Raw genomic sequence first — 24,996 nt, 5'->3', positions numbered from 1 at the left:
TTGGAATAATGATACGAGTATACCTAAATGAAACTTCAAATTGAGTGTGTTGACAAAAAATTTAAGGGCATTACATGGATTTAAATACGGCGCGTATGAAAACTTTGTCCATTATTTTAGCCGGTGGGCGAGGCTCAAGATTAAAACAATTAACGGATAACCGCTCTAAGCCTGCCGTTCCTATTGCAGGTAAATACAAGATAATTGATTTTCCGCTTTCTAATTGTATGAATTCGGGAATGAGGCGAATCGCCGTTTTAACTCAATATCGGTCACATACTTTAAATCAACATGTGCAACGTGGCTGGAACTTCTTGCGTTCCGATTTTAATGAATTTATTGAACTCTGGCCTGCTCAGCAGCAGACTGGGGGGGACTGGTATCGTGGAACGGCTGACGCCGTCTATCAAAATTTAAGCATGATTAATGGCCTAGATAGCGAGTTTATTTTAATTCTCGCGGGTGACCATGTTTATAAACAAGATTATAGTGTTATGTTGCAAGAGCACATTGATAGCGGTGCAGATGTCACTGTGGCGTGTATTCAAGTTCCACTGGCTGAAGCTGACCAGTTTGGCATTATGCACGTTGATGAAAATGACAATATCATCGCGTTTGAAGAAAAACCTTCCAATCCACCTACTATGCCAGGCAAGCCCGATGTATCACTAGCAAGTATGGGAATATATATTTTCAACACCAAATTTTTGTCTGAGAACCTACGTTCGGATGCCAGCGATGATGCGTCGAGCCATGACTTTGGTAAAGACCTAATTCCTCTTTTTGTTGGTAGAAGTAAAATAAAAGCCCATCATTTTGCTAACAGTGTGATTGATAATAAAAGCTATCCAGATAAACCTTATTGGCGTGATGTAGGTACCTTGACGGCGTATTGGGAAGCCAATATGGATTTAACGCGTTTAGTTCCTGAGCTGGATCTATATGATGAAGATTGGCCTATTCGTACTACCCAATATCAGCGTCCTGCTGCTAAATTTAATTATAATTACGAAGAGCGTATTGGCACGGCATTAAACTCAGTTGTGTCCGCAGGCTGCATTGTTTCAGGCTCCACGGTAGAGCAGTCTATACTGTTCAATAATGTCCGAGTCAATTCTTACTCACAGGTAAATAAATGCGTCATTTTGCCTCGTTGTGATATAGGACGTAATTGTCGCTTGAACAAAGTGGTTGTGGATTCTGATTGTCATATTCCTGAAGGAACAGTAATTGGTGAAGATGCTGTTGCGGATGCTGAGCGTTTTTATCGTAGTTCTGATGGGATTGTCTTGGTGACTCAGGGCATGATTGACGCCTTATCTGAGCAGTAATGTTAATTGAATAGATTTTATGTAAAGACTGAAAAAAGCCGCTTGCGAAGCGGCTTTTTTGTAATTTTACCGAGTAATACTTAATGCTAACTTGAAAATGGATAAAATGGGCGCATTAGTAGGGTTTGGTTTTTATCTTTTTATGATGAGACTGTTATCCCCGTAACCTGTGGATAACCCTATTGGTGACACTGTGATAACTTGCGCAAAACCAGCTCTGATGCTGCTTTGAATAAAAGTGTTCATTTCTTCTTCAGTCACTCGGGTGGCCTGCGTTAAGTCCATCATACAGCACGTTTTTTCACCTATAAATGAGGATTATTTATGTTTACAGGTATTGTTCAAGGTACTGCAACGGTCCAGCTTGCGAGCCAGGTTGGGCGAAATAAGCGATTAGAAATTGTTTTCCCGGCGGGAGTTATGTTAGGTCAGCAGCTAGGAGCAAGTGTCGCGATTAACGGTGTGTGTCTGACCGTTGCCGAGATAGGGCATGACATTTTAACTTTTGATGTGATTGATACTACGTTAGCACTAACCAATATTGGCTTATTGCAAGCGGGTGACACGGTAAACTTTGAACGTGCAGCACGCATGGGTGATGAAATTGGCGGGCACGTTATGTCTGGTCATATCATGACGTCTGTTTGTGTCACGCGTATTGAAAAAATTGAAGAAAGTGTCCATATCCGCTTTACGACAGATCGCCAGTATGACGTCGATGCCCGACGTTATTTGTTTGATAAAGGTTATGTCGGTTTGAATGGCGCTAGCTTGACGATCAGTAATATCGGAAATGATTGGCTTGAGGTTTCTTTGATCCCTGAAACGTTGAGATTGACTACTTTTGGCATGTTAAGTGTGGGTGACAGAGTCAATCTTGAAATCGATTCTCATACTCAGGCGACAGTAGACACCGTCGAGCGAGTCTTAAAAGAAAAGGGGATTGTGCTGCCTTAGCTGTGTGCATTGTTCTAACTTGCTGGGTTCTATCTGGTTGCCTTCTGAAATAAATGGAGTCCACGCTCGATTTTCGGTAGAATGCTCGCCAATTTCTATCCTGAAAATGTGTTGATAGGCTTTTTCATAGTACAAGCATGGTAATGGGGCTCAATTTGAGTGCCGTTTTGATGAAAATGTGTGCATATGTGGCTTATTTATCAACAGGTAATCATTCAAATATCGCTTTTAAAGTGTGAGTAAATAGTGTCTTCCAATAATCTTAAGCACATACGCAATTTTAGTATCATCGCACATATCGACCACGGAAAATCGACCTTAGCCGATCGCTTCATCCAGACTTGTGAAGGCTTGAGCGAGCGTGAGATGTCGGCTCAGGTTCTCGACTCAATGGATATTGAGCGTGAACGAGGCATTACCATCAAGGCACAAAGTGTCACGTTGGACTACCATGCGAAAGATGGTCAGGTTTATCAATTGAACTTTATCGATACACCAGGACACGTGGATTTCTCTTATGAAGTATCACGTTCTCTTGCTGCCTGTGAAGGTGCATTGCTGGTGGTTGATGCAGCACAAGGTGTTGAAGCTCAATCTGTTGCTAACTGCTATACCGCTATCGAGCAAGGCCTCGAAGTAATGCCCGTTCTTAATAAAATTGACTTGCCTCAAGCTGAGCCTGAACGTGTATGTGCAGAAATTGAAGAGATCATTGGTATCGATGCAATGAATGCCGTGACTTGTTCTGCAAAAACCGGCATGGGCGTTGATGATGTTTTAGAACGGTTGGTTGCGACGATTCCGCCACCAGTGGGCGACGTAGATGCACCGCTTCAAGCGCTTATCATTGATTCTTGGTTTGATAATTATCTAGGCGTTGTTTCCCTTGTTCGTATCAAGCAAGGAACATTGCGCAAGAAAGACAAGATTTATATCAAATCGACTAAACACACTCACCCTGTAGATATGGCTGGTATTTTTACGCCTAAACGTAAAGAAACAGGTGTTCTTCGTGCTGGTGAAGTTGGCTATGTAGTTGCAGGTATCAAAGACATCCATGGTGCGCCAGTAGGTGACACTATTACACATTCGTCGACTCCTGATGTACCTCAGTTGGCTGGTTTCCAGAAAGTAAAGCCGCAAGTATACGCCGGTGTCTTCCCTGTAAGCTCTGATCAATATGAAGATTTTCGTGTTGCTTTGGATAAATTAACCCTAAATGATGCCTCCTTGTTCTTCGAACCTGAAAGCTCCGATGCATTGGGTTTTGGTTTCCGTTGTGGTTTCTTGGGTATGCTCCATATGGAAATTATTCAGGAACGTCTTGAACGTGAATACGATTTAGACCTAATTACGACCGCGCCAACCGTAGTATTTGAAGTTGAGTTAAATAATGGTGACGTTATCAATGTTGATAGCCCATCAAAAATGCCAGATCCCGGCACCATTAAAGAGATGCGTGAGCCTATCGTGGAAGCCAATATTTTGGTACCACAAGAATACTTGGGGAACGTGATTACTTTGTGTGTTGAAAAACGCGGCATCCAAAAAGACATGTTATATGTTGGTCGTCAGGTGCAACTGCGTTATGAATTACCAATGAACGAAGTGGTAATGGATTTCTTCGATAAACTGAAGTCTTGTAGTCGCGGTTTTGCCTCTTTGGATTACAATTTTTCTCACTTTAGTCCTGCTCCTTTGTGTCGTTTGGATATCCTAATCAATGGCGAGCGTGTTGATGCGTTAGCGTTAATTATGCACAAAGATAACGTTCAATTTAGAGGACGTGCTTTGTGTGAAAAAATGAAAGATCTGATTCCTCGTCAGATGTTTGATGTTGCCATTCAAGGTGCGGTTGGTGCGAAAATTATTTCGCGTACTACGGTCAAAGCGTTACGTAAAAACGTAATAGCCAAATGTTATGGTGGTGACGTGAGTCGTAAGAAGAAGCTGCTACAGAAACAGAAAGAAGGTAAAAAACGTATGAAGCAGGTGGGTAACGTTGAAGTACCACAGTCTGCTTTCCTTGCAGTTTTGCAGCTTGATAGCTAGCCAGAAAATCAACAGGTGTGCGAGAGCACATCTAGGTGGAGACATGAAGTATGAGTTTTGATTTCGAATTGATACTGGCGATTGCGTTTTTAGTAACCGGTGTTTTTTGGGTTTACGACCGCATTGTATACTTTCCAAAGCGCAAACGCGTACTGGCGAACATGGCGACAGAGGCGCGAAGTGCTTTAGGCAAAGAAGCACAGCAGCGCTTGGCTGAAACGCCTAAGTTTGTTGTAGAGGTTAAGTCTTACTTTGTCATTATTGCGATTATTTTTGGTCTGCGCTCTTTTGTTGTCGAACCTTTTCAAATTCCATCTGGTTCTATGTTGCCAACTTTGAAAATTGGCGACTTTATTCTAGTGAATAAATTTGACTATGGTTTGCGTTTACCGGTTTTGAATATCACTATTATTCCAACAACAGAGCCAAAGCGTGGTGATGTAGTGGTTTTTAAGTATCCGCTAAAACCTGATTTAAACTATATTAAACGTTTGGTCGGTCTTCCTGGGGATCAGGTGAGTTACCGTAATAAAATATTAACGGTAAATGGCCAACAAGTAAGCAAAGACCTTTTGGCAAAACTGTCAATATCGTTAAACCCAAATCAAGAGCCAGTGGAGCTGTTCTCTGAGAACTTGGGCGGTGTGGAGCATGAGGTTTATAACAGCTATCGATTTACACCTCATGAAGGGGAGTGGACGGTTCCTGAAGGTCATTACTTTGTAATGGGAGATAATCGAGATAATAGTGCAGACAGCCGATTCTGGGGCTTTGTTCCTGATGAAAACATGAAAGGCCGCGCTTTTTACGTGTGGCTGCATTGGGATGAGTTTTTCAGTATTCCAAGCTTTAAAAATAACGGTTTGATTGAATAAGTATTTTTTGGAGAAATTTTGAGTTCATTGTATCAGAAGCTGAGTCGGCGAATAGGTTACTTTTTTGCCGACCTTGGACTGCTTGAGCTGGCGCTAACGCATCGTAGTTTTGGTGGGAAAAATAATGAGCGCCTTGAATTTTTAGGTGACTCGATTCTTAACTATGTGATCGCTGAAGACCTATTTCATCGTTTTCCAAAAGCCAAGGAAGGTGAGTTGAGCCGCTTACGTGCTTCTTTAGTGAAAGGCGACACGCTAGCTGAACTCGCTCGCGAATTTCAACTAGGTGATTATTTAAAGCTGGGGGCTGGCGAATTAAAAAGTGGCGGCTTTAGACGTGACTCTATTTTGGCGGATACGGTAGAAGGTATTATTGGCGCCATGTATTTAGATGCGGGCATGGATGTTTGTCGAGAACATATTTTGTCATGGTACAAGGAGCGTTTAGACGCGACATCTTTGAAGATCGTTACTAAAGATGCAAAAACGCGCCTACAAGAGTATTTACAAGCTCGTAAGCACGCTTTGCCTCAGTATGATGTGGTAGACATTGTCGGTGAACCACATGACCAGACGTTTCATGTTCACTGTTATATAGAACTCTGTGAAGACGCTATTGAAGGGAAAGGCAATAGTCGCCGTATAGCGGAGCAAAATGCCGCTTCAAAAGCACTGAAACAATTGGAAAAGAAAGATGTCTGAGGTTGAAATTACACACTGTGGTTATATTGCTATTGTTGGTCGCCCTAATGTGGGTAAATCAACGTTACTTAACCATATCTTGGGTCAAAAATTGTCGATTACGTCTCGTAAGCCGCAAACGACACGTGACCAAATTCTTGGTGTAAAAACAGAAGGGCATGTTCAAGCTATCTATGTTGATACGCCTGGATTACATATCGGTGAAGCTAAAGCCATAAACCGAATTATGAATAAAACTGCTGCGGCCGCTTTGAAAGACGTCGATGTTGTGTTGTTTGTTATTGATGCTGACCGTTGGACCGAAGAAGATGAATCTGTTCTTCAGAAGGTGAAGCATGCACGTTGCCCGGTTATTTTAGTGGTAAATAAGGTTGATCAATTAGATCAAAAAGAAAGCCTATTGCCGCGTTTGGCGAATTTATCTGATCGAATGAATTTTGCGCAAATAGTGCCTATATCGGCGCTTCGTAATAATAACCTTGACCGTTTAGAGCGTTTGGTTGAGAGCTATATTCCAGAAGGTACACAATTTTACCCAGAAGATCAGATTACCAATCGTAGCTCACGCTTTTTAGCGGCAGAAATAGTGCGAGAGAAAATTACTCGTCAGCTCGGTCAAGAAGTGCCATACGAAGTTGCTGTGCAAATTGAAGAGTTTGTTTTTGAAGAGTCCGCTATTCATATTAGTGCGCTAATTTTGGTTGAGAGAAATGGTCAAAAACGCATTATTATCGGTGACCGTGGTGAAAAAATTAAGTTAATTGGCAAAGAAGCGCGTATTGATATGGAGAACCTGTTTCAACATAAAGTAATGTTGAATCTCTGGATCAAGATTCGTTCAGGCTGGTCTGATGATGAGCGTGCGTTAGCCAGTTTAGGCTATCAGGAAGAGTAATTCCGATGCGCGCATCAGCGTATGTTATCCACACCCGTCCTTTTCAAGACAATAAAATATTGCTCGATGTATTAACGCTTGAGCAAGGTTTGGTGAGAGGGGTTTGGCGATTACCTAAAAAAGAGGCTCGGGTCATACCTGGGCCTTTTTTGTGTTATGAAATGGAGTTTTCTGGTCGCAGCGATTTAAAAACAGTGAAAAGTTTAGAGTCTCTTACGTCTGCTTCTTCTCTTGAAGGTTTGCCTTTGTACGCAGCTCTATATATTCATGAATTGTTAGAAAAACTACTACCAATTAATCTTCCTTTGCCTGATGTGTATGAGCTTTATAAATGGCTTATTGAAAGTTTGTACACAGGGGCTCCTATAGCACCTTTGTTACGACGTTTTGAGGTAGGGTTGTTCTCTGAATTGGGGGTTGCTATCAATATGCTTTCTACAAGCCGTGGAGAATTGATAGACGCAAATCAGTTGTATCAGTTTCATTATAAGTTTGGCTTGCGCCCATACCATGGTGAGATACCAAAACTCATGCCAATGCTGTTTGTCGAAGGGCAAGTCGCGCTTAATTATCAAGCGGGTAAGTGGATGGATAAGCAGGTATTAAGTCTCGCTAAGGAATTGCACCGTGGTTGGTTGGATAGTTTGTTAAATGGTAAACCTGTCGTTGCGAGGCGTTTATTGCCAAAACAGCCCTTCCAAGGGGAGCGGCATTTAGGTGTGCCAATTTTTCGTGCGTTGAAAGTTTGAGTTGAGAGGTTGTCACTTGATTATTGGTGTTGGAACTGACCTGGTAGAAATTGCTCGTATTGCGAAGTCTATCGCGCGCTTGGGAGAGCGTTTTATTGATCGTATCCTGACCGAAGACGAGAAAAAATGCTGGCAAGGCATTGCCAATGAAGATAAGGCTATCGCATATGTTGCGAAACGTTTTGCTGCGAAAGAAGCTGCAGTGAAAGCGTTAGGGACGGGGATTGGTTCAGGGGTGAGCTTCCAGCACTTTAGTGTAATGAATTTGCCTACGGGACAGCCAATTCTCATCGTTGATGATGTCATTTCTTCCCGTTATGATTTTTCTGTTTCGTGGCATTTGAGCTTAACGGATGAAAAGGCTTATGCTCAGGCCTTTGTGGTGCTTGAATCTAAGGATTGAGTCCAAGGGATAAGCTGACGATGAGCTAGTAGTTCATCGATGGCTTCTACAAAGTCTTCGGTGACGCCCTCGGCGTCTTCCATTCCAAGTTCTTTCAAATGAGTTTCTAGAAAATTTGCATTGCGTGCAATATTAACTGTGCCAGTGTATTTTGAGGCGCCGTGTATTCTGTGAACCACTTCAATCAGTTTTTTGGTGTCTTTGTTTTCTAAGTGATGCTTAATCAGCTTCTTCTCCGCGCTGAGTGAGTCCGCCAACATATCAAACATCTCTTTTGCGATCTCTTCTTTGCCGTCCACAATGGACAGGGCTTTTTCTAAGTCAAAAATGCCAATCAGCTTAGCATTAACCTGATCTTGAAAAGAGTCTGTGTTGGCGCACCATTTTTCGATCGTACTAATCAGCACGTCTTCGTCAATAGGTTTGGTTAGGTAGGCATTCATGCCACTGCTGAGCATCTGTTGCTGCTCTGATCCCAGCGCATGTGCTGTTAGAGCAATAATAGGTGTATTTTTATAGGCATTTAGTTGCCTTAGGTGCTGGGTTGCTTCCATACCATCCATTTCTGGCATTTGAATGTCCATAAAAATTAGGTCGAAGTGTTTATTCATCGCCAGATCTATAGCCTGTTGTCCGCTGTAGGCCAAAGTGACCTCTAGGCCTATTGGTATCAGCCAATGGTTAAGTAATTGTAGATTGATCGGCGAGTCATCAACGGCGAGCACACTAAGGCCTTTAATTTTTTCTCGCTGTGCGCCGGTTTTCTGGGGCTGAGGAGTCGTGACCGGACTCATTCCTAAGTGCTGAAGAGCATGATAAAGACGATCATGGCTGATTGGCTTTAGCAGAACATCACTGCAAATGTCCTTCAGGTCTGGGTAATGTGTAATCTGTCCCGGTGGCTGGATCATTAGTATGCAAGGTATGGAGAATTGTTGTGTTGAATACATGATGAGCTCTCGAATTTCGCAAATACTTTGCTCGTTTGGTATAACGCTTAATAAAATAGCATCGATTTTGTCATGTTGTTTGTTTAATAAGGCAACGGTTTGTTCAACATCTGAACATGTACTGCAAGTCACCCCGATACTGTTTAGGTAGTTGTTCAAATAACTTTTATAGGTGGAGCTAGGTTCGAGTATAAGGGTATGAAGTTCGAGAGGGGTGGGGTCGCTTTTGATTTTGGTTGATTTCTTAAGTGTGATCGTGAAGCGGAAGGTCGAGCCAATACTTGGGTCACTGCTTATTTCAATTTTGCCGTTCATTTGTTCAACAAGTTTTTTGGTTATCACCAATCCCAACCCTGTTCCACCAAACTGCCTTGTAGTGCTGGTGTCGACTTGGGAAAAAGGTTTAAACAAACGATGAATCTTGTTTTCTGCGATGCCAATACCTGTATCGATAATTTGAAATGACAGACTGATATCTTGATCATTCTCAGTAGCGATAGCAACGCGGGTTCTTACGGAACCTTGATGCGTGAACTTAATTGCGTTGCCGATCAAGTTGGTTATAATTTGACGTACTCGAGTGTTGTCGCCAATAAACCATTCCGGTACATCCAGCCCAAACTCAGGGACTAGATCAATTTGTTTTTCCTTGCTGAGCAAGTTGATACTTAATGTCTGGTAAACATCGTCTATCAAGGTTTTAAGGTTAAAGTGATTACTTTCTAAGCTTAATTTCCCTGCTTCAATTTTAGAAAAGTCTAAAATATCACCAATAATGGCCAGTAGACTGTTGGTGGATTGCTCAATCGTGTCAACGTAGAGGCGGTGTTGGGGATCCGTAATGTCTTTTTGCAGTGTTTTTGTATACCCTAGAATAGCGTTTAGAGGGGTTCTTACCTCATGACTTATGTTGGCTAAAAATTGCGACTTTAAACGATTTGATTCCATAGCTTCGCGGTTTGCTATGTGCAGCTGTGCACTTTTTTCTTCCATGCTATCCAGGCTACGACGAATGTCTTCTGTTGACTGCTCTATACCTGAAACCAACTCTTCATTATGGTATTCCAGCCTTTCTGTTAAATCGAGCAAGTCTCTTTGGATCGAGGTATATTCTGCTGGCAGTTTCATCAACTTAGCGGTGGAGAATTGGCCTTTAACCAGTTTGCCTAATACAGAAGCCAGTTTGTTAATTGGTTGGGTCAGTGTTTTTGAAGTATGAAACGCGCATAAGATCATGGCGATGTTAAAAAGCAGAAAGGTGAAAATGACCAAGCTAGAGTATTGATACTTTTCTAATCGCAGAGAAGCTTTATTCGATTCAATTTTGACCCACCCAATTAAGCTTCGCTGATCTTGCGTATTGAAAGGGTCTGTTTGATTGTTAAAAATACCGTCGAGAGAGTTACTTGTATAGTGGATGGCGGTAATAGATTCGAGACGGTCATCATATTCTGTTATTTCATTCTTTTCTGGAAAAAAAGGTCTGTCCTGAGTTGATGCATTGCCTAATTCTGCAATGATTTTTTGTTCGCTGTTGAAGAGTTGTACGCTGCTTATGTTTGGATTGTTTAGCGCGTTTTGTAAGATCCGATACATCATATTTTGGTCGGAAAACACAATCGCGTAGGCGCTGGTTATTGAGACTTGTTCTGTAATGTGACGCGATTGCTCGTGTAGGTTCCGATTTAAATCACTAAAGCGTGTCGATAGTAAGAAGATGGCAACCAGCAAAGAGACAATGAATGCGGGAGTGAATAATACCCAAAATAACTTACTATTTAGGCTCAGTGAGGAGACGTTAACAAAAGGGGTTTTCATTGTGAGAGCCATCGCTATAGAAGATTAGTAGCATGCTAAGCTGCCTTGTTTTTTACGTGTGCCACATTCTTTTTCATAGTTTTCACATGTCTTTATATCATCACTGGACGCGGAGTCGAGGTAAGCACATGCGCGCCAAGCTTTACGCAGTTCTGCGTTGCTTAGCTCTGAAAAATCTTCTGCTGGCTTGTCACAACTGCTTATTATTAGCGATAAAAAAAGCATTGTGAAAAAGCGTGTAGAGCGCATATGGTTAGTCCAGACGGAGTGTAAGCACCAGATTTTACCTACCTAAAAAGGTAGAGTAACCTGTTTTATTTTTCAAAATGAGAAACTGACACTAAGTTTATAACGCTTTCTTATTGTACTGTTGGGCGTAAGTGGTCTTAAATAGGCCTAATGCGTTAAGTTTCATTCCCTAAGTCATCAATGTCAATGAAGTTTTTTATGATCCAATACCCTAGCATCGAGTCCTTAATTGGACAAACTCCTCTGGTTCGCTTACAGCGTATCAACCCAAACCCGAGTAATACCATTTTATTAAAGCTTGAAGGCCAAAACCCGGCAGGGTCAGTAAAAGATCGCCCTGCATTAAATATGATACTTCAAGCTGAACTTCGCGGTGACATCAAGCCCGGTGACAGTTTAATCGAGGCGACAAGTGGTAATACAGGGATTGCTTTGGCCATGGCTGCGGCAATCAAGGGCTATAAAATGCACCTGATCATGCCGGATAACATGAGCCAAGAACGAAAGTCTGCAATGACGGCTTATGGCGCCATATTGCATTTGGTGACAAAAGAGGAAGGCATGGAAAGGGCCCGCGACCTTGCCCAAGAGATGCAAGAACAAGGTGTTGGTGTCGTCTTGAACCAGTTTGCTAATCAAGACAACCCTAATGCGCACTACCTAACCACAGGGCCTGAAATTTGGCAGCAAACACAAGGAACGATAACGCACTTTGTTAGCTCGATGGGGACTACTGGTACCATTATGGGGGTATCGCATTATTTGAAAGAGCAGAATAAAGAAATTCAAATTGTTGGTCTTCAGCCCCAAGACGGTTCGAGTATCCCAGGGATTCGTCGTTGGCCAAAAGAGTATTTGCCTTCGATATTTGACGACAGCAGAGTGGATACTGTGATGGATGTGTCGCAAGACGCTGCGGAAACAACAATGCGCCGTTTAGCGAAAGAAGAAGGTATTTTTTGTGGTGTTTCTTCAGGTGGCTCTGTGGCAATGGCGATAGAATTGTCTAAACAGTTGAGTGATGCCGTTATCGTCGCGATTGTATGTGACCGTGGAGATCGCTACCTTTCAACGGGCGTGTTTGATGGCTGAGTGATCAATGGCTATTAAGGCTCGCTTTCGCGTACAGTTCTACTAATAGATGAGATAGAATGGGTGTGCGTTTATCCTATACTCAGGAACAAGAGAGCCTCCTTTGAGAAGAAGAACATCCCCTCGTCGAATAACCAAACCCCATGTGATGGGGCCTGTGCAGACCTATCATGTAGAAGGTATCACTCATGAAGCCAAAGGTGTTGCCCGTCTAGATGGCAAAGTTACCTTTATTGAAGGGGCTTTGCCTGGTGAATCAGTGACTGCACAAGTGATTAAAGCGGGGCGTCGTTTTGATGAAGCCGTTTTACATTCCATTATCGAGCCAAGCGACTACCGAGTTGATCCTGTCTGCCCACACTTTTCTATTTGTGGCGGTTGTAGCTTTCAGCATTTAACTGATGAGAAGCAATTAGCTGCAAAAACTGATTGGTTGCAAGGGCAGTTGCGTAAAGTCGTTACGACTCAAAACTTTGAACCTCTTTCGGATGTCTCTACAAAATATCGCCGCCGAGCCCGCATAGCCATTGATCAAAAAAAAGGTGTGGTGGCGATGGGCTTTCGTGGAAAGTCTTCAAGCGATATCGTTTCGATCGATCAATGTGTTGTTCTTACCCCCCCTTTGCAAAAAACCTTTCAGTCGCTAAAAAATGCCTTGTTGCAAAATGAACTAGCAGGTTTGCTTGGGCATATTGAGTTATTAGAAGATACAAAAGGTATATCAGTTTTGTTTCGATTGAACTTTGACGTGACTGACGCGCTCAAAGAAGCATGGGAAAGCTGGGCGCAAAAAGATCAAGTTACTCTATATTGGCAAGCACCAAAAGCGAGCAAGGCTGAGGTGTCATTAGAAAAAATGCGTCATTATGAGCTTGGCGGGTTGAAATTGAATTATCACCCTCAAGATTTTATCCAGGTAAATGCCGCGATGAATCAGAAAATGGTGACGCAAGCAATTGATTGGCTGGTGTTAAATAATCAAGATATTGTGTTGGATTTATTTTGTGGAGTGGGGAACTTTTCGTTGCCATTGGCTCAGCATGCGCAAAAAGTCATTGGCGTTGAAGTACAAGCTTCTATGGTAGAAGCTGCGCGTCAAAATGCGCAACGTAATGGACTGGATAATGTCGCATTTGTTGCTGCAGACTTGACTCAGCCAGTTGAAAATGGGCTTATTAACAAACAAATAACAAAAGTGCTGCTTGATCCTCCTCGTGCGGGAGCATTTGAATTCTTAGACAGCATAATAAAAATTGCACCAATACAAATATTGTATGTTTCTTGCAATGCTTCTACTTTAGCAAGGGATGCCGAATATCTAGTTGCAAAAGGATATCGTGTTTTGCGAGTTAGTTTGATGGATATGTTTCCGCAAACTTCCCATGTTGAGACGATGATGTTGTTGCAAAAAAAGAAGTAACTTGAAGGGCGGATAAATGGTAACGGTAAGAAAAGATCACCCTGTATTAGATGATGGTAGCGTGGACATTGATGGTTGGATGGGGCACTTTTCTCATTTAATCGATGACAGTGCTAGAGTGCCATTGCGAATGGCTTGTGAATTAGCCAGACAGGCAGAATTGCAAAGCGCAAGACCATCCTATTGGGGAGCGCAGGCGAGTACTTTTCGAGCCGGACTAGAAATGGTCGAAATTTTGTCCGGCTTTCGAGCGGATCAAGACTCTTTAGTGGCTGCAGCTGTATATCGCGCAGTAAGAGAAGACCAGCTTCCTATTTCCCGAGTCACGGATATGTTTGGCCGTAAGGTTGCTCTGATTGTCGAAGGTGTCATAAAAATGGGTGAGGTTTCTAAGAACCTCACGGCGGATACGGCAGCAGAAGTGCTTGGAAGTAGTGAGAATCAATTAGAATCCTTACGCAAAATGTTAGTCTCTATTATTGATGATGTTCGTGTTGTATTGATTAAGCTGGCTGAGCGCGCCTGTGCAATCAAAGAAGCGAAGCACCAAAGTGAAGAGCGACGTGTTGCCGTTGCTTTAGAGGTACAAAGTGTTTATGCCCCATTGGCTCATCGTTTAGGCATTGGCCATATCAAATGGGAGCTGGAAGATCTGTCATTTCGTTACCTATACCCTTCTGACTACAAACGTATTGCTACCTGGTTGGATGAAAAGCGCTTAGATCGTCAGCAATTCATTGACGATGTTATCTCTTTGCTAGATGAACGACTAAAAGCCATTAATATTCACGCCGATCTAATGGGACGTGCCAAGCACATCTACAGTATTTGGCGAAAAATGAAGCGTAAAAATATAGGCTTCGATGAAGTCTATGATGTGCGTGCCGTGCGTATCTTGGTGGATGAACCAATGGAGTGTTACGGTGTTCTTGGTGTTGTTCATAATTTATGGCGTCCTATTCCCCAAGAATTTGATGATTACATCAGTAACCCTAAATCTAACGGCTATCAGTCATTGCATACTGCGGTGGTCGGTCCTCAAGGGCGAGCCCTTGAGATCCAAATTCGTACACATAAGATGCATGAAGATGCGGAGCTTGGTGTGTGTGCGCATTGGAAATACAAAGGTACAGACTTAAGCTCTAACAGCACTAGCTATGAAGAGAAGTTGCAGTGGCTGCGTACTATTTTAGATTTCCATGAAGTTCAAGGTGATTTGGAGTCTTTGTCTGAACAAGTTCGTAGTGACATAGAGCAGGACCGTATTTACGTCTTTACGCCTGATGGTCATGTGGTTGATTTGCCGATTAACGCTACTCCCGTTGATTTTGCTTACCGTGTTCACACGGAAATTGGTCATCGCTGCCGAGGTGCGAAAGTAAACGGCAAGATTATCTCTTTGGTGACGCACCTCAAAACGGGCGATAAAGTCGAAATATTAACCACTAAAGAAGGGGGGCCAAGTCGCGATTGGCTTCACCCTACATTGGGTTATGTTCAAACTAACCGTGCCAGAGCCAAAATTCAGAATTGGTTTAGAAAAGAAGATCGAGAGAAAAACCTCGAAGCGGGTAAGCATCTATTAGATAAACAGCTAAAGCGTCTAGGGCTTGAAGATAATCGTATTGATTTACAGGCGATATCATCACGCTTTAACTTTTCTTATGCTGAAGAAGTGTACGTCGCATTAGGTGCTGGCGATATACAGTTAGCACGCGTCCTAAGAGTGATTGATGACTTCTACAATCTTAACGGTGAAACGGCCCCTACACGTCCAATTCGCCTTAAGAAGAGCCGCCATAAATCATCTGATAACGATGTTCATATATTGGGTGTTGGTAAATTACTCACCCAAATGGCCAAATGCTGCACGCCAATTCCTGGGGACGATATTGTTGGTTTTATTACCCAAGGACGTGGTGTGTCGGTACATAGGCAGGATTGTATTAATATCGTTCAGTTAGGGCTGGACGAGCCTGAACGAATCATTGATGTAAGCTGGGGTGAAGAGCTAGACAATCAGTATCCTGTGAACATTCAGGTCGAAGCTTATGATCGTACAGGTTTGCTTAATGATATTACGAGCTTACTTGCCAACGAGAAGGTCAATTTATTGTCAATGAATACTTTGTCTGCAAAGGAAAATCATACGGCGAGCATACGTTTTACTATCGAGGTGGGCGAGTTGAGTGTGTTAAGTAAGCTGCTTCATCGTATTAACCAGCTACCAAACGTCTTAAATGTATTTAGAGAGAGAGACTTTTGAGTAACGCCATTACCCAATTGCAATATCTAATGAAATGCTTGAGAGATGAGCAATTTGGCTGTGCCTGGGATAAAAAGCAAACCTACAAAAGCATTGCTCCTTACACTCTCGAAGAAGCTTATGAAGTGTTAGATGCCATTGAGCGAGAAGATTTTGAGCACTTAAAAGAAGAGCTTGGGGATTTACTGTTTCAAGTGATTTTTTATGCGCAAATGGCCGAAGAGGAACAGTATTTTTCCTTTGAAGATATTGCTGCTGGTATTGTTAAGAAAATGCTGCGACGTCATCCTCATGTCTTTCCAGACGCTGATATCACGCGTTTTGGCGAACCGACAGCTTTAACGGATCAAGAAATTGCAGAGCAATGGCAGCAAATTAAGGCGCAAGAAAAGGGCGATAAAAAAGAGAGTATGTTAGCGGATGTGCCAGTGTCCATGCCTGCCTTAATGCAAGCCGTTAAAATTCAGAAAAAAGTGTCGAAAGTGGGCTTTGATTGGCCAAATATTGAGCCTGTTTTTGACAAGATTCGAGAAGAGTTGGATGAGCTTGAAGAGGCGATCAAAGAGCAAAATCAGCTCCATATAGAAGAAGAAATGGGGGATGTCTTGTTTGCGATGACGAATTTGTCTCGTCATCTTGATGTGTCCCCTGATGTCGCTCTAAATAAAACTAATGTTAAATTCCGCAGACGGTTTGCTAGAATTGAAGCACTTGTATCGGAGCAAAATAAAAGGCTAATAGATTGTTCTTTAAGGGAACTGGATAATTATTGGGATCAAGCTAAACGTGAAGGTTTGTGAGTTTGATTTTTGATCGGATAATAAAAATACCTTTGAATAAATAGGTGTGATTAGCAAGATTAGGAGGGTGAAGTGAGTGATCGTCAGGCGTCATTACGTGAAAATGTTAGGTTGCTAGGAGATTGTCTTGGCGAAAGTATGAGCAATCATTTAGGAGAAGGTTTTCTTGAAAAAGTAGAAAATATTCGACTGCTTTCAAAGGATGGACGTCAATCAGGTGACTCTGCCGCTCTTATTCAAGCCTTAGAAGAGTTAGACGACAAAGAAATTGTTCCAGTAGCTAGGGCTTTTAACCAGTTCTTAAACCTGTCCAATATTGCAGAGCAGTATCACCGAGTTCATCGTAGACGCACAAACGAGAGTTTAGGTGTTTATCATAATCCTGTAGGGGATTTGTTGGCTCGTCTTGATAAGCAAAATTTTACTGCCGAGCAAATGATCGATTCTTTGCAATCACAATCTATTGAGCTGGTGCTAACTGCGCATCCTACTGAAGTAGTACGCCGTTCTTTGATTCGTAAATATGACAATATTTCCACTGAACTAGAGGCTCTGGATAAAGATAATATCTTGCCACTAGAGGAAACAAAACACGTAAGACGACTGAAAGAAATTATTACTCAAGCGTGGCATACCGATGAAATTCGTGAAGAACGACCAACTCCTGTTGATGAGGCTAAGTGGGGGTTTGCGGTTATAGAGCAGTCTTTATGGCAAGCGGTACCACGCTTTTTTCGCCAACTCGATGAGCAGTTTAGTGAGTTTTCAAAAGAAGACCGCCTGCCATTAGATCTGGCTCCGATTCGCTTTGCAACTTGGATGGGCGGCGACCGAGATGGTAATCCAAATGTGACCCATACGGTAACCAAAGAAGTTACATTATTGGCTCGCTGGATGGCGGCAGACCTTTATATTAAAGACTTGAATATATTACGTTCCGAATTCTCGATGACTCAGTGCAATGCAGCTCTGCGTGAACGAGTGGGGGATAGCGCTCAACCTTATCGTGAAGTGTTACGTCACCTAGAAAATAAGATGCTTGCTACCAAAAATTGGGCGAAAGCCAGTTTGGAAGGTAAGCCGACGACAGATGATGATATTTTTCTTGATATACAAGAACTCACCGATGATCTGATTCTTTGTTATCAGTCGTTGTTAGATTGCGGGATGAAGGTGATTGCCAATGGGTCATTACTTGACCTTATTCGTTGTGCGGCCACCTTTGGGGCAACGCTAGTGCGTTTGGATGTTCGTCAGGATGCTTCTCGCCATATCGACGCTTTATCAGCGATTACCCGCTTTTATGGGTTAGGAGATTATGCCGAGTGGGATGAAGCTTCTCGACAAGCCTTTCTATTGACAGAGTTAAACTCCAAGCGTCCACTTTTACCTATGGAGTGGACGCCAACGGCAGAAGTTAAAGAAGTCCTTGATACCTTTAAGATGATTTCAAATGGTCAGCAGAATTCATTTGGCTCTTATGTCATTTCAATGGCTAGCGCGCCTTCTGATGTATTGGCTGTTGCTTTAATGCTGAAAGAATCGGGTGTAACTTTTTCCATGCGAATTGTTCCATTGTTTGAAACCTTAGCGGATTTGGATAATGCAGAGCCTATTATCGAGCAATTATTTTCATTGCCTTGGTATAAATCCTATATCAACGGTCAACAGGAAGTGATGATTGGTTATTCTGACTCGGCCAAAGATGCAGGGCAAATTGCGGCAACATGGGGGCAGTACAGAGCGCAAGAAGCCTTGACTCGCTTGTGTAAAAAGCACGGAATTCATCTGACATTATTTCATGGGCGCGGTGGCACAGTTGGTCGCGGCGGTGGCCCTGCCCACGTGGCGATTTTGTCGCAGCCGCCTGGCTCTGTTAATGGGGCTATTCGAGTGACCGAACAAGGCGAGATGATTCGCTTCAAGTTTGGTATCCCTGATATTGCTGTACGCTCCTTAGAATTGTACTGCTCTGCTGTTATGGAGGCGTCTTTGATTCCTGCCGAGCTACCGAAAGAGGAATGGCGTGCCATCATGGATGAGATGGCAGAAGTGGGGATGAATCAGTATCGGTCTATTGTTCGTGGTCACGAGGACTTTGTTCCTTACTTTAGAGCAACTACACCTGAACAAGAGTTGGCTAAGTTGCCGTTGGGATCGCGTCCTGCTCGTCGCCGTTCTGATGGCGGAGTTGAAAGTTTGCGGGCCATTCCTTGGATTTTTGCTTGGATGCAAATTCGTCTCATGCTGCCTGCTTGGTTGGGTGCCGAGAGTGCATTACAGCAAGGAGTTGAGTCCGGTAATTTAGAAAAGTTGCGTGAAATGCATAAGAAATGGCCTTTCTTTGGTGCTTACTTAGACATGCTCGACATGGTATTGGCGAAGGCTGAGCCTGAAATTGCTGAATATTATGAAAAGCGGTTGGTTGGTGAAGAGCTTCAGGGGTTAGGACGCTTGTTACGAGGCAAGCTAAAGCAAGTAAGTGAGCTTGTGAAAATGCTGAAAAAACAAGAGCGCTTAATTGAAGATAATAAAACGATTCGTCAATCTATTGATGTTCGTAACCCTTATATTGATCCACTGCATTATTTACAGGCAGAGCTTTTGTATCGTAGTCGCAAAGACGAAGATAACGCCGAGGTTAATAAAGCTCTAATGATTACCATGGCTGGGATTGCCAGTGGTATGCAAAATACGGGCTAATAGTAAATATGGTTAATAAATGCTCAGTATGAGTAAGAAAAACATAAAAAAAGGCACGTAAATTTGCATAAAGTATGGCTGCTTGGGTATGCTTGGCGGCCATTCAATTTATTAGTATGCAAATGGTGTGATTTTTCATAGTGCTGCCGTGCTTTTTGCACGTTGATGGTGCGCTGTGTCAGTTAGCCTTGCTTATCAGTTAACGCTGTCTTTTGGAGACGTTTATGCGAGTAATATTATTAGGTGCGCCAGGCGCTGGTAAAGGCACTCAAGCTCAATTTATTACAGAAGAGTTTGGTATTCCACAAATCTCTACTGGAGACATGCTGCGTGCCGCCGTGAAAGCAGGAAGCGAAATGGGTTTAAAAGCCAAAGCGGTTATGGACGCAGGTCAGCTTGTTTCAGATGACATTATTATTGGTTTGGTAAAAGAACGTCTAACACAAGATGATTGCGTTAATGGTGCGCTGTTTGATGGTTTTCCTCGTACGATTCCTCAAGCGGATGCTTTAAAAGACGCTGGTGTTAAGATCGATTATGTTGTTGAAATCGATGTACCAGATGAAGAGATTGTTAAGCGCATGAGTGGACGTCGTGTCCATGAAGCGTCAGGTCGTACATACCACATTGTGTACAACCCGCCGAAAGTAGAAGGTAAAGACGATGTAACGGGCGATGACCTTGTGCAGCGTGCCGATGATACAGAAGAGACTGTTCGTCTTCGCTTAGGTGTGTACCATGATCAAACAGCGCCACTGATTGGTTATTACCAAGATTGGTTAAAATCAGATAGCTCAACGGCTCCTAAGTTCGTCAAGGTTAATGGTATTGGTGATTTGAATGAAATTAAGCAAAATCTTTTAGAATCACTAAAGGCTTAATTACTTCATGTCGGTGATTTTAGCTCTTGATACTTCAACGCCAGCTTGTTCTGTGGCGTTGAACATAAATGGCGTTGTGTTAGAAGATTTTCGCATGGCGCCACGTCTTCATAATGATTTGATTCTTCCTATGGTCGATCAAATTCTAGACCAAGCTGGTATTACCCTGTCAGATCTAGATGCTATTGCATTTGGAAGAGGGCCTGGCTCTTTTACTGGTCTGAGAATAAGTGCGGGTGTTGTTCAAGGGCTTGCCTTTGGTGCTGATTTGCCTGTTATTCCTGTATCGACATTGGCGGCACTATCTCTGGAAGGTTTTCAGAAAACGGGAAAAAATCGTTGGCTGGCTGCACTTGATGCCCGTATGGGTGAAATTTACATGGGTGGTTACACTGTTAATAAAGTGGAAGGCCGCTATGTAATAGAGTCATTGATTGATGAGTGTGTTGTGAAGCCCGAATCCCTAAAAGGTTTTACTGAACACTATAACGGCGTAGGTTCTGGCTGGTGTTATGAAGACATTCTTAGTTCATTAATGCCTGCTGCTCCAGAGCACATTTTAACGGACGCTGCTCCTCGAGCTGCCTGTATTGCTGAGCTTGCTCTGCTTAAGTTTCAGCAGGGTGAAACGGTTTCTTCTTATGAGGCAATACCGACTTACTTACGAGATGAAATTAGCTGGGAAAAGCAAGCTCCAAGGATAGGAAAGCGATAACAAACTATGTTGTGGTATCACATTGTTTTTTTGGCAGTAATACAGGGTCTTACTGAGTTTCTGCCAATTTCAAGCTCTGCTCATTTAATTCTCCCAGCTCAGTTGCTTCATTGGCCAGACCAAGGTTTGGCTTTTGATGTTGCTGTTCATGTTGGCACTTTAATGGCCATCCTTGGCTATTTTAGGAAAGATATTTTTGCCATTGTTGTTGCTTGGTTTGTGTCCCTAAAGACTAGACAGTCTACACCTGAAAGTCGTCTAGCTTGGTGGATCGTGTTAGCTACCTTACCGGCTTGCGCAGCAGGTTTGCTGTTTGATGACTTTATCAGTACACACTTACGTTCTTTAGAGGTTATTGCGTATACCACTATCGGCTTTGGTGTTTTGCTTTGGTTGTCTGATAAATACGGGACGTCTAATAAAACTGAGCAAGATTTCGGGGTAAAGAGTGTGCTTTATATCGGCTTTGCTCAAGTTCTCGCGCTAATTCCTGGAACATCTCGATCGGGTATCACCATGACAGCCGCACGTTTTCTGGGGTTTGGTCGTGAATCTGCGGCAAAGTTTTCATTTCTCTTGTCTATTCCTTTGATTCTAGCCGCTGGTGGATTAAAAACTGTTGAACTTGTGTCTTCAAATATAGCTGTGGATTGGGTTAGTATTCTTGCTGGGGTTGTTCTGTCGGCGATAAGTGCCTACTGCTGTATTTATCTGTTCCTAAAATGGCTAAACACGATTGGTTTTTTCCCCTTTTTCATATACCGCCTTGTTCTAGGTTTTATTCTTCTATTTATCGTTTATGTTTTATAAGCGTTTTCCTTTATCCTGTTGTAAAAGTGGCTAAATATATTGCTGGCGGTTTAGATAGCCTACTGCTGTTTTAAAAGTAGGCTGAGCCTATTTTGAGCCTGTCTTATGGTCTTTTTCGGAGAAAGTGCCTTTTGCTTAATTCTATTGCTGTAGCAACGATTGATAAGCTGTTAGAGGCTGAGTCTCGTTTATTGTCAAAGTCACTGGATCTTGACTTTCTGCCTTTGCGTGAACCCATTAAGTTTGTTTCTCAATATGATTATCTTCTGCTTAATACACAGGAAGGGCTTGCTGTTGCTAAAACAGGAAAAGGGGCGCCAAAACCTGTTTATGTTGATTTTACCTCTGGTGCAGTTGACCATCGTCGACGCTTTGGCGGTGGTAAAGGGCAGGACATAGCCAAAGCGGTTGGCTTGAATAAACGTGCTAACTTATCTGTGCTTGATGCGACTGCTGGGTTAGGGCGTGATGCGTTCGTTTTAGCGTGTCTTGGTTGCTCTGTTTCATTGTGTGAGCGTGTTGGTTTTGTCAGAGCTATGTTAAAAGATGGTTTATATCGAGCTTCATTCCATTTTGAAGTGGCCGAGATTACAGAGAAAATGCAGCTGCTGGAGACAGATATCACTGCTATAGATAGCAGTACGAAGTTTGATGTTGTGTATTTGGATCCTATGTATCCTCATACTGAAAAATCTTCTGCAGCGGCGAAAAAAGAAATGGCATTCTTTAGAGATTTGATTGGTAAAGATGAGGATGCTGATCGTTTATTGCCTTATGCAATAGCATTAGCTGATTATCGAGTAGTGGTTAAGCGCCCTAAAGGTGCACCTTATTTAAATGACGTCGAACCAACTTACCAATTGGAAGGGAAGTCGGGCCGATTCGACATTTATGTTTCAAAATCTCTTGATAGCTCAGAATAGCAGTCGCAATATTAATAGTGCGGCGGTCTATCTCCATCCTGAATGGGCTGTTGCTGTCGGTAGGATTCTAATTGATTTCCTAATAAAACGAGCTTTTCTTGCATCCGCAACATGTCTTTTTGTTGGCTGACCAAAGCTTGGTTTAAACTATCAATTGTGTCTTCTTGAAATTGTAGTTTGAATTCTAGTTCGTCGATGCGTTGATTGATTTGTGAGGTGTTCATAGATACCTTCTGTGTGTTAACCTTACGAAACTAAATTCGTATTTTATAAGCTATTCTATACAAATATATGATGTAGCTACTGATCATTTTATGTGTGGGGTGGCGTGAAAATTGCTCTAAAATGAAGGTAAGTATTTTACTACTATCTTCTTTCGCTTCACACAGTGATTTAAAAAGAGTTTAGTAATAATATTTATTTATTCACTATATGTACTAATACGGAGTCTATTTTTGTAAATAGACTCTGCTTCACAATAATATTCAATTTAATAAGAGATATATTTTTATGAATGATCATCAGGATAATGTTTCGCATAACAAAGGGTCTTCTGTTGGTTCAGGTTTGTTTTCCTTGCGCACGTTTATCGTTAGCCTTGTTATTGCTTTAATTGTACCTCTGCTTATTGCGGGCGTCTTGAAAGAAGAAATGGGTACAAACTTCTTAGTGTATTTCGCCTTTATTTTGGTGTCTGTTTATATTGGTGCTATGGTCAGCCAGGCCAGTTCTGCCGGTTTAGATTCTGAGTCTGATGAAGACGAAGATGATGATCGTGAACAGGGGACGGTTAAGTGGTTCAACTCTTCAAAAGGCTTTGGCTTCTTAACAATGGAAAATGGTGATGATGTTTTTGTTCATTACCGTGCTATTCGTGGTCGTGGTCGCCGTTTCTTGGTTGAAGGTCAACTAGTTCGCTTTTATGTCACTGAAGGTGAGAAAGGCAAACAAGCTGAAAATGTATCTATAATCCGCGGTTAATTTTTCATTCGATTTAAGAGGTATTTATGGCAACGGTAACATTAAAAGGTAATCCTTTTGAAACTGTAGGCTCTCTTCCTGCTTTGGGTTCTGTCGCTCCAGCGTTTGAGCTTGTTAAAACGGATTTGTCTGTCGCTACATTGGCAGACTACCAAGGCGCTAAATTGGTACTAAACATTTTTCCATCTGTTGATACACCGACTTGTGCCATGTCTATTCGTAAATTTAATGAATCTGCGGCAGCATTAAAAGGCGTGAATGTTATTTGCGTTTCTGCTGATCTGCCTTTTGCGGCAGCGCGCTTTTGTGGTGCAGAAGGTATTGATAATGTCGATACTGGTTCTACTTTCCGTTCAACGTTCGGCAAAGATTACGGTCTTGCTTTTGCAACTGGTCCGTTAACTGGTTTGTTGTCTCGTGCAGTTGTGGTGTTGGATGAAAAGGGTTCTGTGATTTATACAGAGCAAGTTGCTGAAACGGCTGATGAGCCTGATTATGAAGCGGCTTTGGCTGTATTGTCGTAATTGATAATGATAAAAAAGGCCGTTTCTGGGTTGATCAGAAGCGGCCTTTTTTTGTCTTTGTAAAAGAGTTTTGGCTCTTAAACCCAGAAAATTTGGTATTAGTCTTTTTGCATAGCAATAGTATTGGTTGTTCTTTCTACACTATTGTCTTTGTTTAGATAGACTAGTTTTGGTTTGAATTCATCGGCTTGTGCTTCGTTCATTTGGCCGTAAGCGGCAATGATAACTCGATCACCTACTTGTACTTTTCTTGCTGCAGCACCGTTCATTGAGATCGTACCAGACCCTGATTCAGCTAAAATTACGTAGGTGTGGAAGCGCTCGCCATTATCAACGTTATAGATGTCTATTTGTTCGAACTCTCTGAATCCTGCTAGCTCCACTAAGTCTTTGTCTATTGCACAAGAGCCGTCATACCACAGCTCAGCTTGCGTAACGCTGGCCATGTGAAGTTTGCCTTTTAGAAGTGTTATTTGCATGTGTAAAAGTCTCTAATGATATATTTCTGTTTTTGAGTGGCTCGTTAATTCCAAATGAAAGGGCCTTCTTCGTGGCTATTAATGCGCCACCATTGGTCTGGATCTTGGTTGCCTTCCTCTTCCCATCCTTGAAAGTTGCAACGTACTTCACAGTTGAGGGCTTCAAATGCTTGCTTGGCGCAAGCGATATCATCTTCCCAAGGGGTTTTATCTGAGTCAAACCAGATAGAGGTAAAACGTTTTCCTGCCGCTTGTTCTAAAATGGTGACTTCTATTTCATTGTTGTCTACGGCAATCGTTGCTTTGGTGCAGAGTGGCGATGGACTGCTTTTATCTATGAGGGTAAAAGTGCTTTCTAGCCAAGTTATGATTTTCTCTGTCGGGCAGGACAATACATATATTTCAATATCTTCTTGCATCG

Annotated in this window: 23 protein-coding genes; 19 read left to right on the top strand and 4 right to left on the bottom strand. The window is 42.4% G+C overall.

Translation table 11 applies throughout. The features are described 5' to 3' along the window. Positions 1–74: 74 nt before the first annotated feature. From glgC to acpS, 8 genes are all read left to right on the top strand, one after another. Positions 75–1,331 (top strand): glucose-1-phosphate adenylyltransferase, encoded by a 1,257-nt coding sequence (gene glgC / locus JSY38_RS04785; protein ID WP_114410733.1) that lies wholly within the window; start codon positions 75–77, stop codon positions 1,329–1,331. 324 nt (positions 1,332–1,655) lie between these two features. Further along, a complete protein-coding gene (locus JSY38_RS04780; RefSeq protein ID WP_114410734.1) occupies positions 1,656–2,288 on the top strand; it encodes a riboflavin synthase subunit alpha in 633 nt (210 codons plus the stop codon). A 246-nt stretch (positions 2,289–2,534) separates the two neighbouring features. Next, complete coding sequence (lepA, locus tag JSY38_RS04775; RefSeq protein WP_114410735.1) at positions 2,535–4,340, top strand: translation elongation factor 4; 1,806 nt, start codon at positions 2,535–2,537, stop codon at positions 4,338–4,340. Between the two features lie 50 nt (positions 4,341–4,390). Next, a complete protein-coding gene (gene lepB / locus JSY38_RS04770; protein WP_205115530.1) occupies positions 4,391–5,215 on the top strand; it encodes a signal peptidase I in 825 nt (274 codons plus the stop codon). Positions 5,216–5,233: 18 nt separating this feature from the next. Then, positions 5,234–5,917 carry a ribonuclease III gene (rnc, locus tag JSY38_RS04765; RefSeq protein WP_114410737.1) on the top strand — a complete coding sequence of 228 codons (684 nt, stop codon included), beginning with the start codon at positions 5,234–5,236 and terminating at the stop codon, positions 5,915–5,917. Continuing rightward, positions 5,910–6,812, top strand: coding sequence for a GTPase Era (gene era / locus JSY38_RS04760; protein WP_114410738.1), 903 nt, complete (start codon positions 5,910–5,912; stop codon positions 6,810–6,812). The genes rnc and era overlap by 8 nt, the downstream gene beginning before the upstream one ends. Before the next feature lie 5 nt (positions 6,813–6,817). Further along, positions 6,818–7,561 (top strand): DNA repair protein RecO, encoded by a 744-nt coding sequence (gene recO, locus JSY38_RS04755; RefSeq protein WP_114410739.1) that lies wholly within the window; start codon positions 6,818–6,820, stop codon positions 7,559–7,561. Between the two features lie 16 nt (positions 7,562–7,577). Further along, positions 7,578–7,964 carry a holo-ACP synthase gene (gene acpS, locus JSY38_RS04750; RefSeq protein ID WP_114410740.1) on the top strand — a complete coding sequence of 129 codons (387 nt, stop codon included), beginning with the start codon at positions 7,578–7,580 and terminating at the stop codon, positions 7,962–7,964. Here the strand turns inward: acpS and JSY38_RS04745 are convergent. After that, the gene (locus JSY38_RS04745) at positions 7,931–10,732 is read right to left on the bottom strand and encodes a response regulator (RefSeq protein WP_205115529.1); all 2,802 of its coding nucleotides are present in this window, start codon (positions 10,730–10,732) and stop codon (positions 7,931–7,933) included. The two genes, acpS and JSY38_RS04745, sit on opposite strands and share 34 nt — an antisense overlap. 447 nt (positions 10,733–11,179) lie before the next feature. Here JSY38_RS04745 and cysM point away from each other — a divergent pair, with 447 nt between their 5' ends. The 9 genes from cysM (at position 11,180) to JSY38_RS04700 (ending at position 22,591) form a co-directional block, all read left to right on the top strand. Then, a complete protein-coding gene (cysM, locus tag JSY38_RS04740; RefSeq protein WP_114410743.1) occupies positions 11,180–12,073 on the top strand; it encodes a cysteine synthase CysM in 894 nt (297 codons plus the stop codon). A gap of 103 nt (positions 12,074–12,176) precedes the next feature. Continuing rightward, positions 12,177–13,493 carry a 23S rRNA (uracil(1939)-C(5))-methyltransferase RlmD gene (rlmD, locus tag JSY38_RS04735; RefSeq protein WP_205115526.1) on the top strand — a complete coding sequence of 439 codons (1,317 nt, stop codon included), beginning with the start codon at positions 12,177–12,179 and terminating at the stop codon, positions 13,491–13,493. A gap of 16 nt (positions 13,494–13,509) precedes the next feature. Further along, entirely contained in the window at positions 13,510–15,759 is a 2,250-nt protein-coding gene (relA, locus tag JSY38_RS04730) for a GTP diphosphokinase (protein ID WP_114410745.1), read from the top strand. Further along, positions 15,756–16,559 (top strand): nucleoside triphosphate pyrophosphohydrolase, encoded by an 804-nt coding sequence (mazG, locus tag JSY38_RS04725; protein WP_114410746.1) that lies wholly within the window; start codon positions 15,756–15,758, stop codon positions 16,557–16,559. The genes relA and mazG overlap by 4 nt, the downstream gene beginning before the upstream one ends. Positions 16,560–16,631: 72 nt before the next feature. Then, on the top strand, positions 16,632–19,262 hold the full coding sequence (ppc, locus tag JSY38_RS04720) for a phosphoenolpyruvate carboxylase (protein ID WP_205115522.1): 2,631 nt from the start codon (positions 16,632–16,634) through the stop codon (positions 19,260–19,262). Positions 19,263–19,486: 224 nt separating this feature from the next. Beyond that, positions 19,487–20,143 carry an adenylate kinase gene (gene adk, locus JSY38_RS04715; protein WP_205115521.1) on the top strand — a complete coding sequence of 219 codons (657 nt, stop codon included), beginning with the start codon at positions 19,487–19,489 and terminating at the stop codon, positions 20,141–20,143. Between the two features lie 7 nt (positions 20,144–20,150). Continuing rightward, positions 20,151–20,858: a tRNA (adenosine(37)-N6)-threonylcarbamoyltransferase complex dimerization subunit type 1 TsaB gene (gene tsaB, locus JSY38_RS04710; RefSeq protein ID WP_205115520.1), complete on the top strand. Its 708-nt coding sequence runs from the start codon at positions 20,151–20,153 to the stop codon at positions 20,856–20,858. A gap of 6 nt (positions 20,859–20,864) precedes the next feature. Beyond that, positions 20,865–21,668 carry an undecaprenyl-diphosphate phosphatase gene (locus JSY38_RS04705; RefSeq protein ID WP_205115516.1) on the top strand — a complete coding sequence of 268 codons (804 nt, stop codon included), beginning with the start codon at positions 20,865–20,867 and terminating at the stop codon, positions 21,666–21,668. 131 nt (positions 21,669–21,799) lie between these two features. After that, on the top strand, positions 21,800–22,591 hold the full coding sequence (locus JSY38_RS04700; protein ID WP_114410751.1) for a class I SAM-dependent methyltransferase: 792 nt from the start codon (positions 21,800–21,802) through the stop codon (positions 22,589–22,591). A gap of 11 nt (positions 22,592–22,602) precedes the next feature. Here the strand turns inward: JSY38_RS04700 and JSY38_RS04695 are convergent, their stop codons facing one another. Beyond that, on the bottom strand, positions 22,603–22,815 hold the full coding sequence (locus JSY38_RS04695) for a SlyX family protein (RefSeq protein WP_114410752.1): 213 nt from the start codon (positions 22,813–22,815) through the stop codon (positions 22,603–22,605). A 286-nt stretch (positions 22,816–23,101) separates the two neighbouring features. Between JSY38_RS04695 and JSY38_RS18565 the strand changes: the two genes are divergently transcribed. Together JSY38_RS18565 and tpx are read left to right on the top strand one after the other, a co-directional pair. Beyond that, complete coding sequence (locus tag JSY38_RS18565) at positions 23,102–23,572, top strand: cold-shock protein (protein WP_205115515.1); 471 nt, start codon at positions 23,102–23,104, stop codon at positions 23,570–23,572. Between the two features lie 26 nt (positions 23,573–23,598). Beyond that, entirely contained in the window at positions 23,599–24,096 is a 498-nt protein-coding gene (gene tpx, locus JSY38_RS04685) for a thiol peroxidase (RefSeq protein ID WP_205115514.1), read from the top strand. Positions 24,097–24,194: 98 nt separating this feature from the next. Here tpx and panD read toward each other — a convergent pair whose 3' ends face one another. Next, positions 24,195–24,575, bottom strand: a complete 381-nt coding sequence (gene panD / locus JSY38_RS04680) for an aspartate 1-decarboxylase (RefSeq protein WP_114410755.1) — start codon at positions 24,573–24,575, stop codon at positions 24,195–24,197. A 44-nt stretch (positions 24,576–24,619) separates the two neighbouring features. Further along, positions 24,620–24,994 carry a hypothetical protein gene (locus JSY38_RS04675; protein WP_114410756.1) on the bottom strand — a complete coding sequence of 125 codons (375 nt, stop codon included), beginning with the start codon at positions 24,992–24,994 and terminating at the stop codon, positions 24,620–24,622. Positions 24,995–24,996: the final 2 nt, after the last annotated feature.

It is taken from the genome of Marinomonas foliarum, assembly GCF_016906065.1.
GTDB lineage: Bacteria > Pseudomonadota > Gammaproteobacteria > Pseudomonadales > Marinomonadaceae > Marinomonas > Marinomonas foliarum.
The sequence above is the reverse complement of the archived record's forward strand: the minus strand, read 5'-3'. Positions and strand labels throughout refer to the sequence as shown.

Coding starts and splice junctions, on each gene's coding strand:
- JSY38_RS18565 (WP_205115515.1), top strand. CDS start 23,102: ATGAATGATCATCAGGATAATGTTTCGCATAACAAAGGGTCTTCTGTT.
- relA (WP_114410745.1), top strand. CDS start 13,510: ATGGTAACGGTAAGAAAAGATCACCCTGTATTAGATGATGGTAGCGTG.
- adk (WP_205115521.1), top strand. CDS start 19,487: ATGCGAGTAATATTATTAGGTGCGCCAGGCGCTGGTAAAGGCACTCAA.
- era (WP_114410738.1), top strand. CDS start 5,910: ATGTCTGAGGTTGAAATTACACACTGTGGTTATATTGCTATTGTTGGT.
- lepB (WP_205115530.1), top strand. CDS start 4,391: ATGAGTTTTGATTTCGAATTGATACTGGCGATTGCGTTTTTAGTAACC.
- panD (WP_114410755.1), bottom strand. CDS start 24,575: ATGCAAATAACACTTCTAAAAGGCAAACTTCACATGGCCAGCGTTACG.
- JSY38_RS04705 (WP_205115516.1), top strand. CDS start 20,865: ATGTTGTGGTATCACATTGTTTTTTTGGCAGTAATACAGGGTCTTACT.
- JSY38_RS04675 (WP_114410756.1), bottom strand. CDS start 24,994: ATGCAAGAAGATATTGAAATATATGTATTGTCCTGCCCGACAGAGAAA.
- glgC (WP_114410733.1), top strand. CDS start 75: ATGGATTTAAATACGGCGCGTATGAAAACTTTGTCCATTATTTTAGCC.
- cysM (WP_114410743.1), top strand. CDS start 11,180: ATGATCCAATACCCTAGCATCGAGTCCTTAATTGGACAAACTCCTCTG.
- JSY38_RS04745 (WP_205115529.1), bottom strand. CDS start 10,732: ATGAAAACCCCTTTTGTTAACGTCTCCTCACTGAGCCTAAATAGTAAG.
- JSY38_RS04780 (WP_114410734.1), top strand. CDS start 1,656: ATGTTTACAGGTATTGTTCAAGGTACTGCAACGGTCCAGCTTGCGAGC.
- tpx (WP_205115514.1), top strand. CDS start 23,599: ATGGCAACGGTAACATTAAAAGGTAATCCTTTTGAAACTGTAGGCTCT.
- recO (WP_114410739.1), top strand. CDS start 6,818: ATGCGCGCATCAGCGTATGTTATCCACACCCGTCCTTTTCAAGACAAT.
- JSY38_RS04695 (WP_114410752.1), bottom strand. CDS start 22,815: ATGAACACCTCACAAATCAATCAACGCATCGACGAACTAGAATTCAAA.
- tsaB (WP_205115520.1), top strand. CDS start 20,151: ATGTCGGTGATTTTAGCTCTTGATACTTCAACGCCAGCTTGTTCTGTG.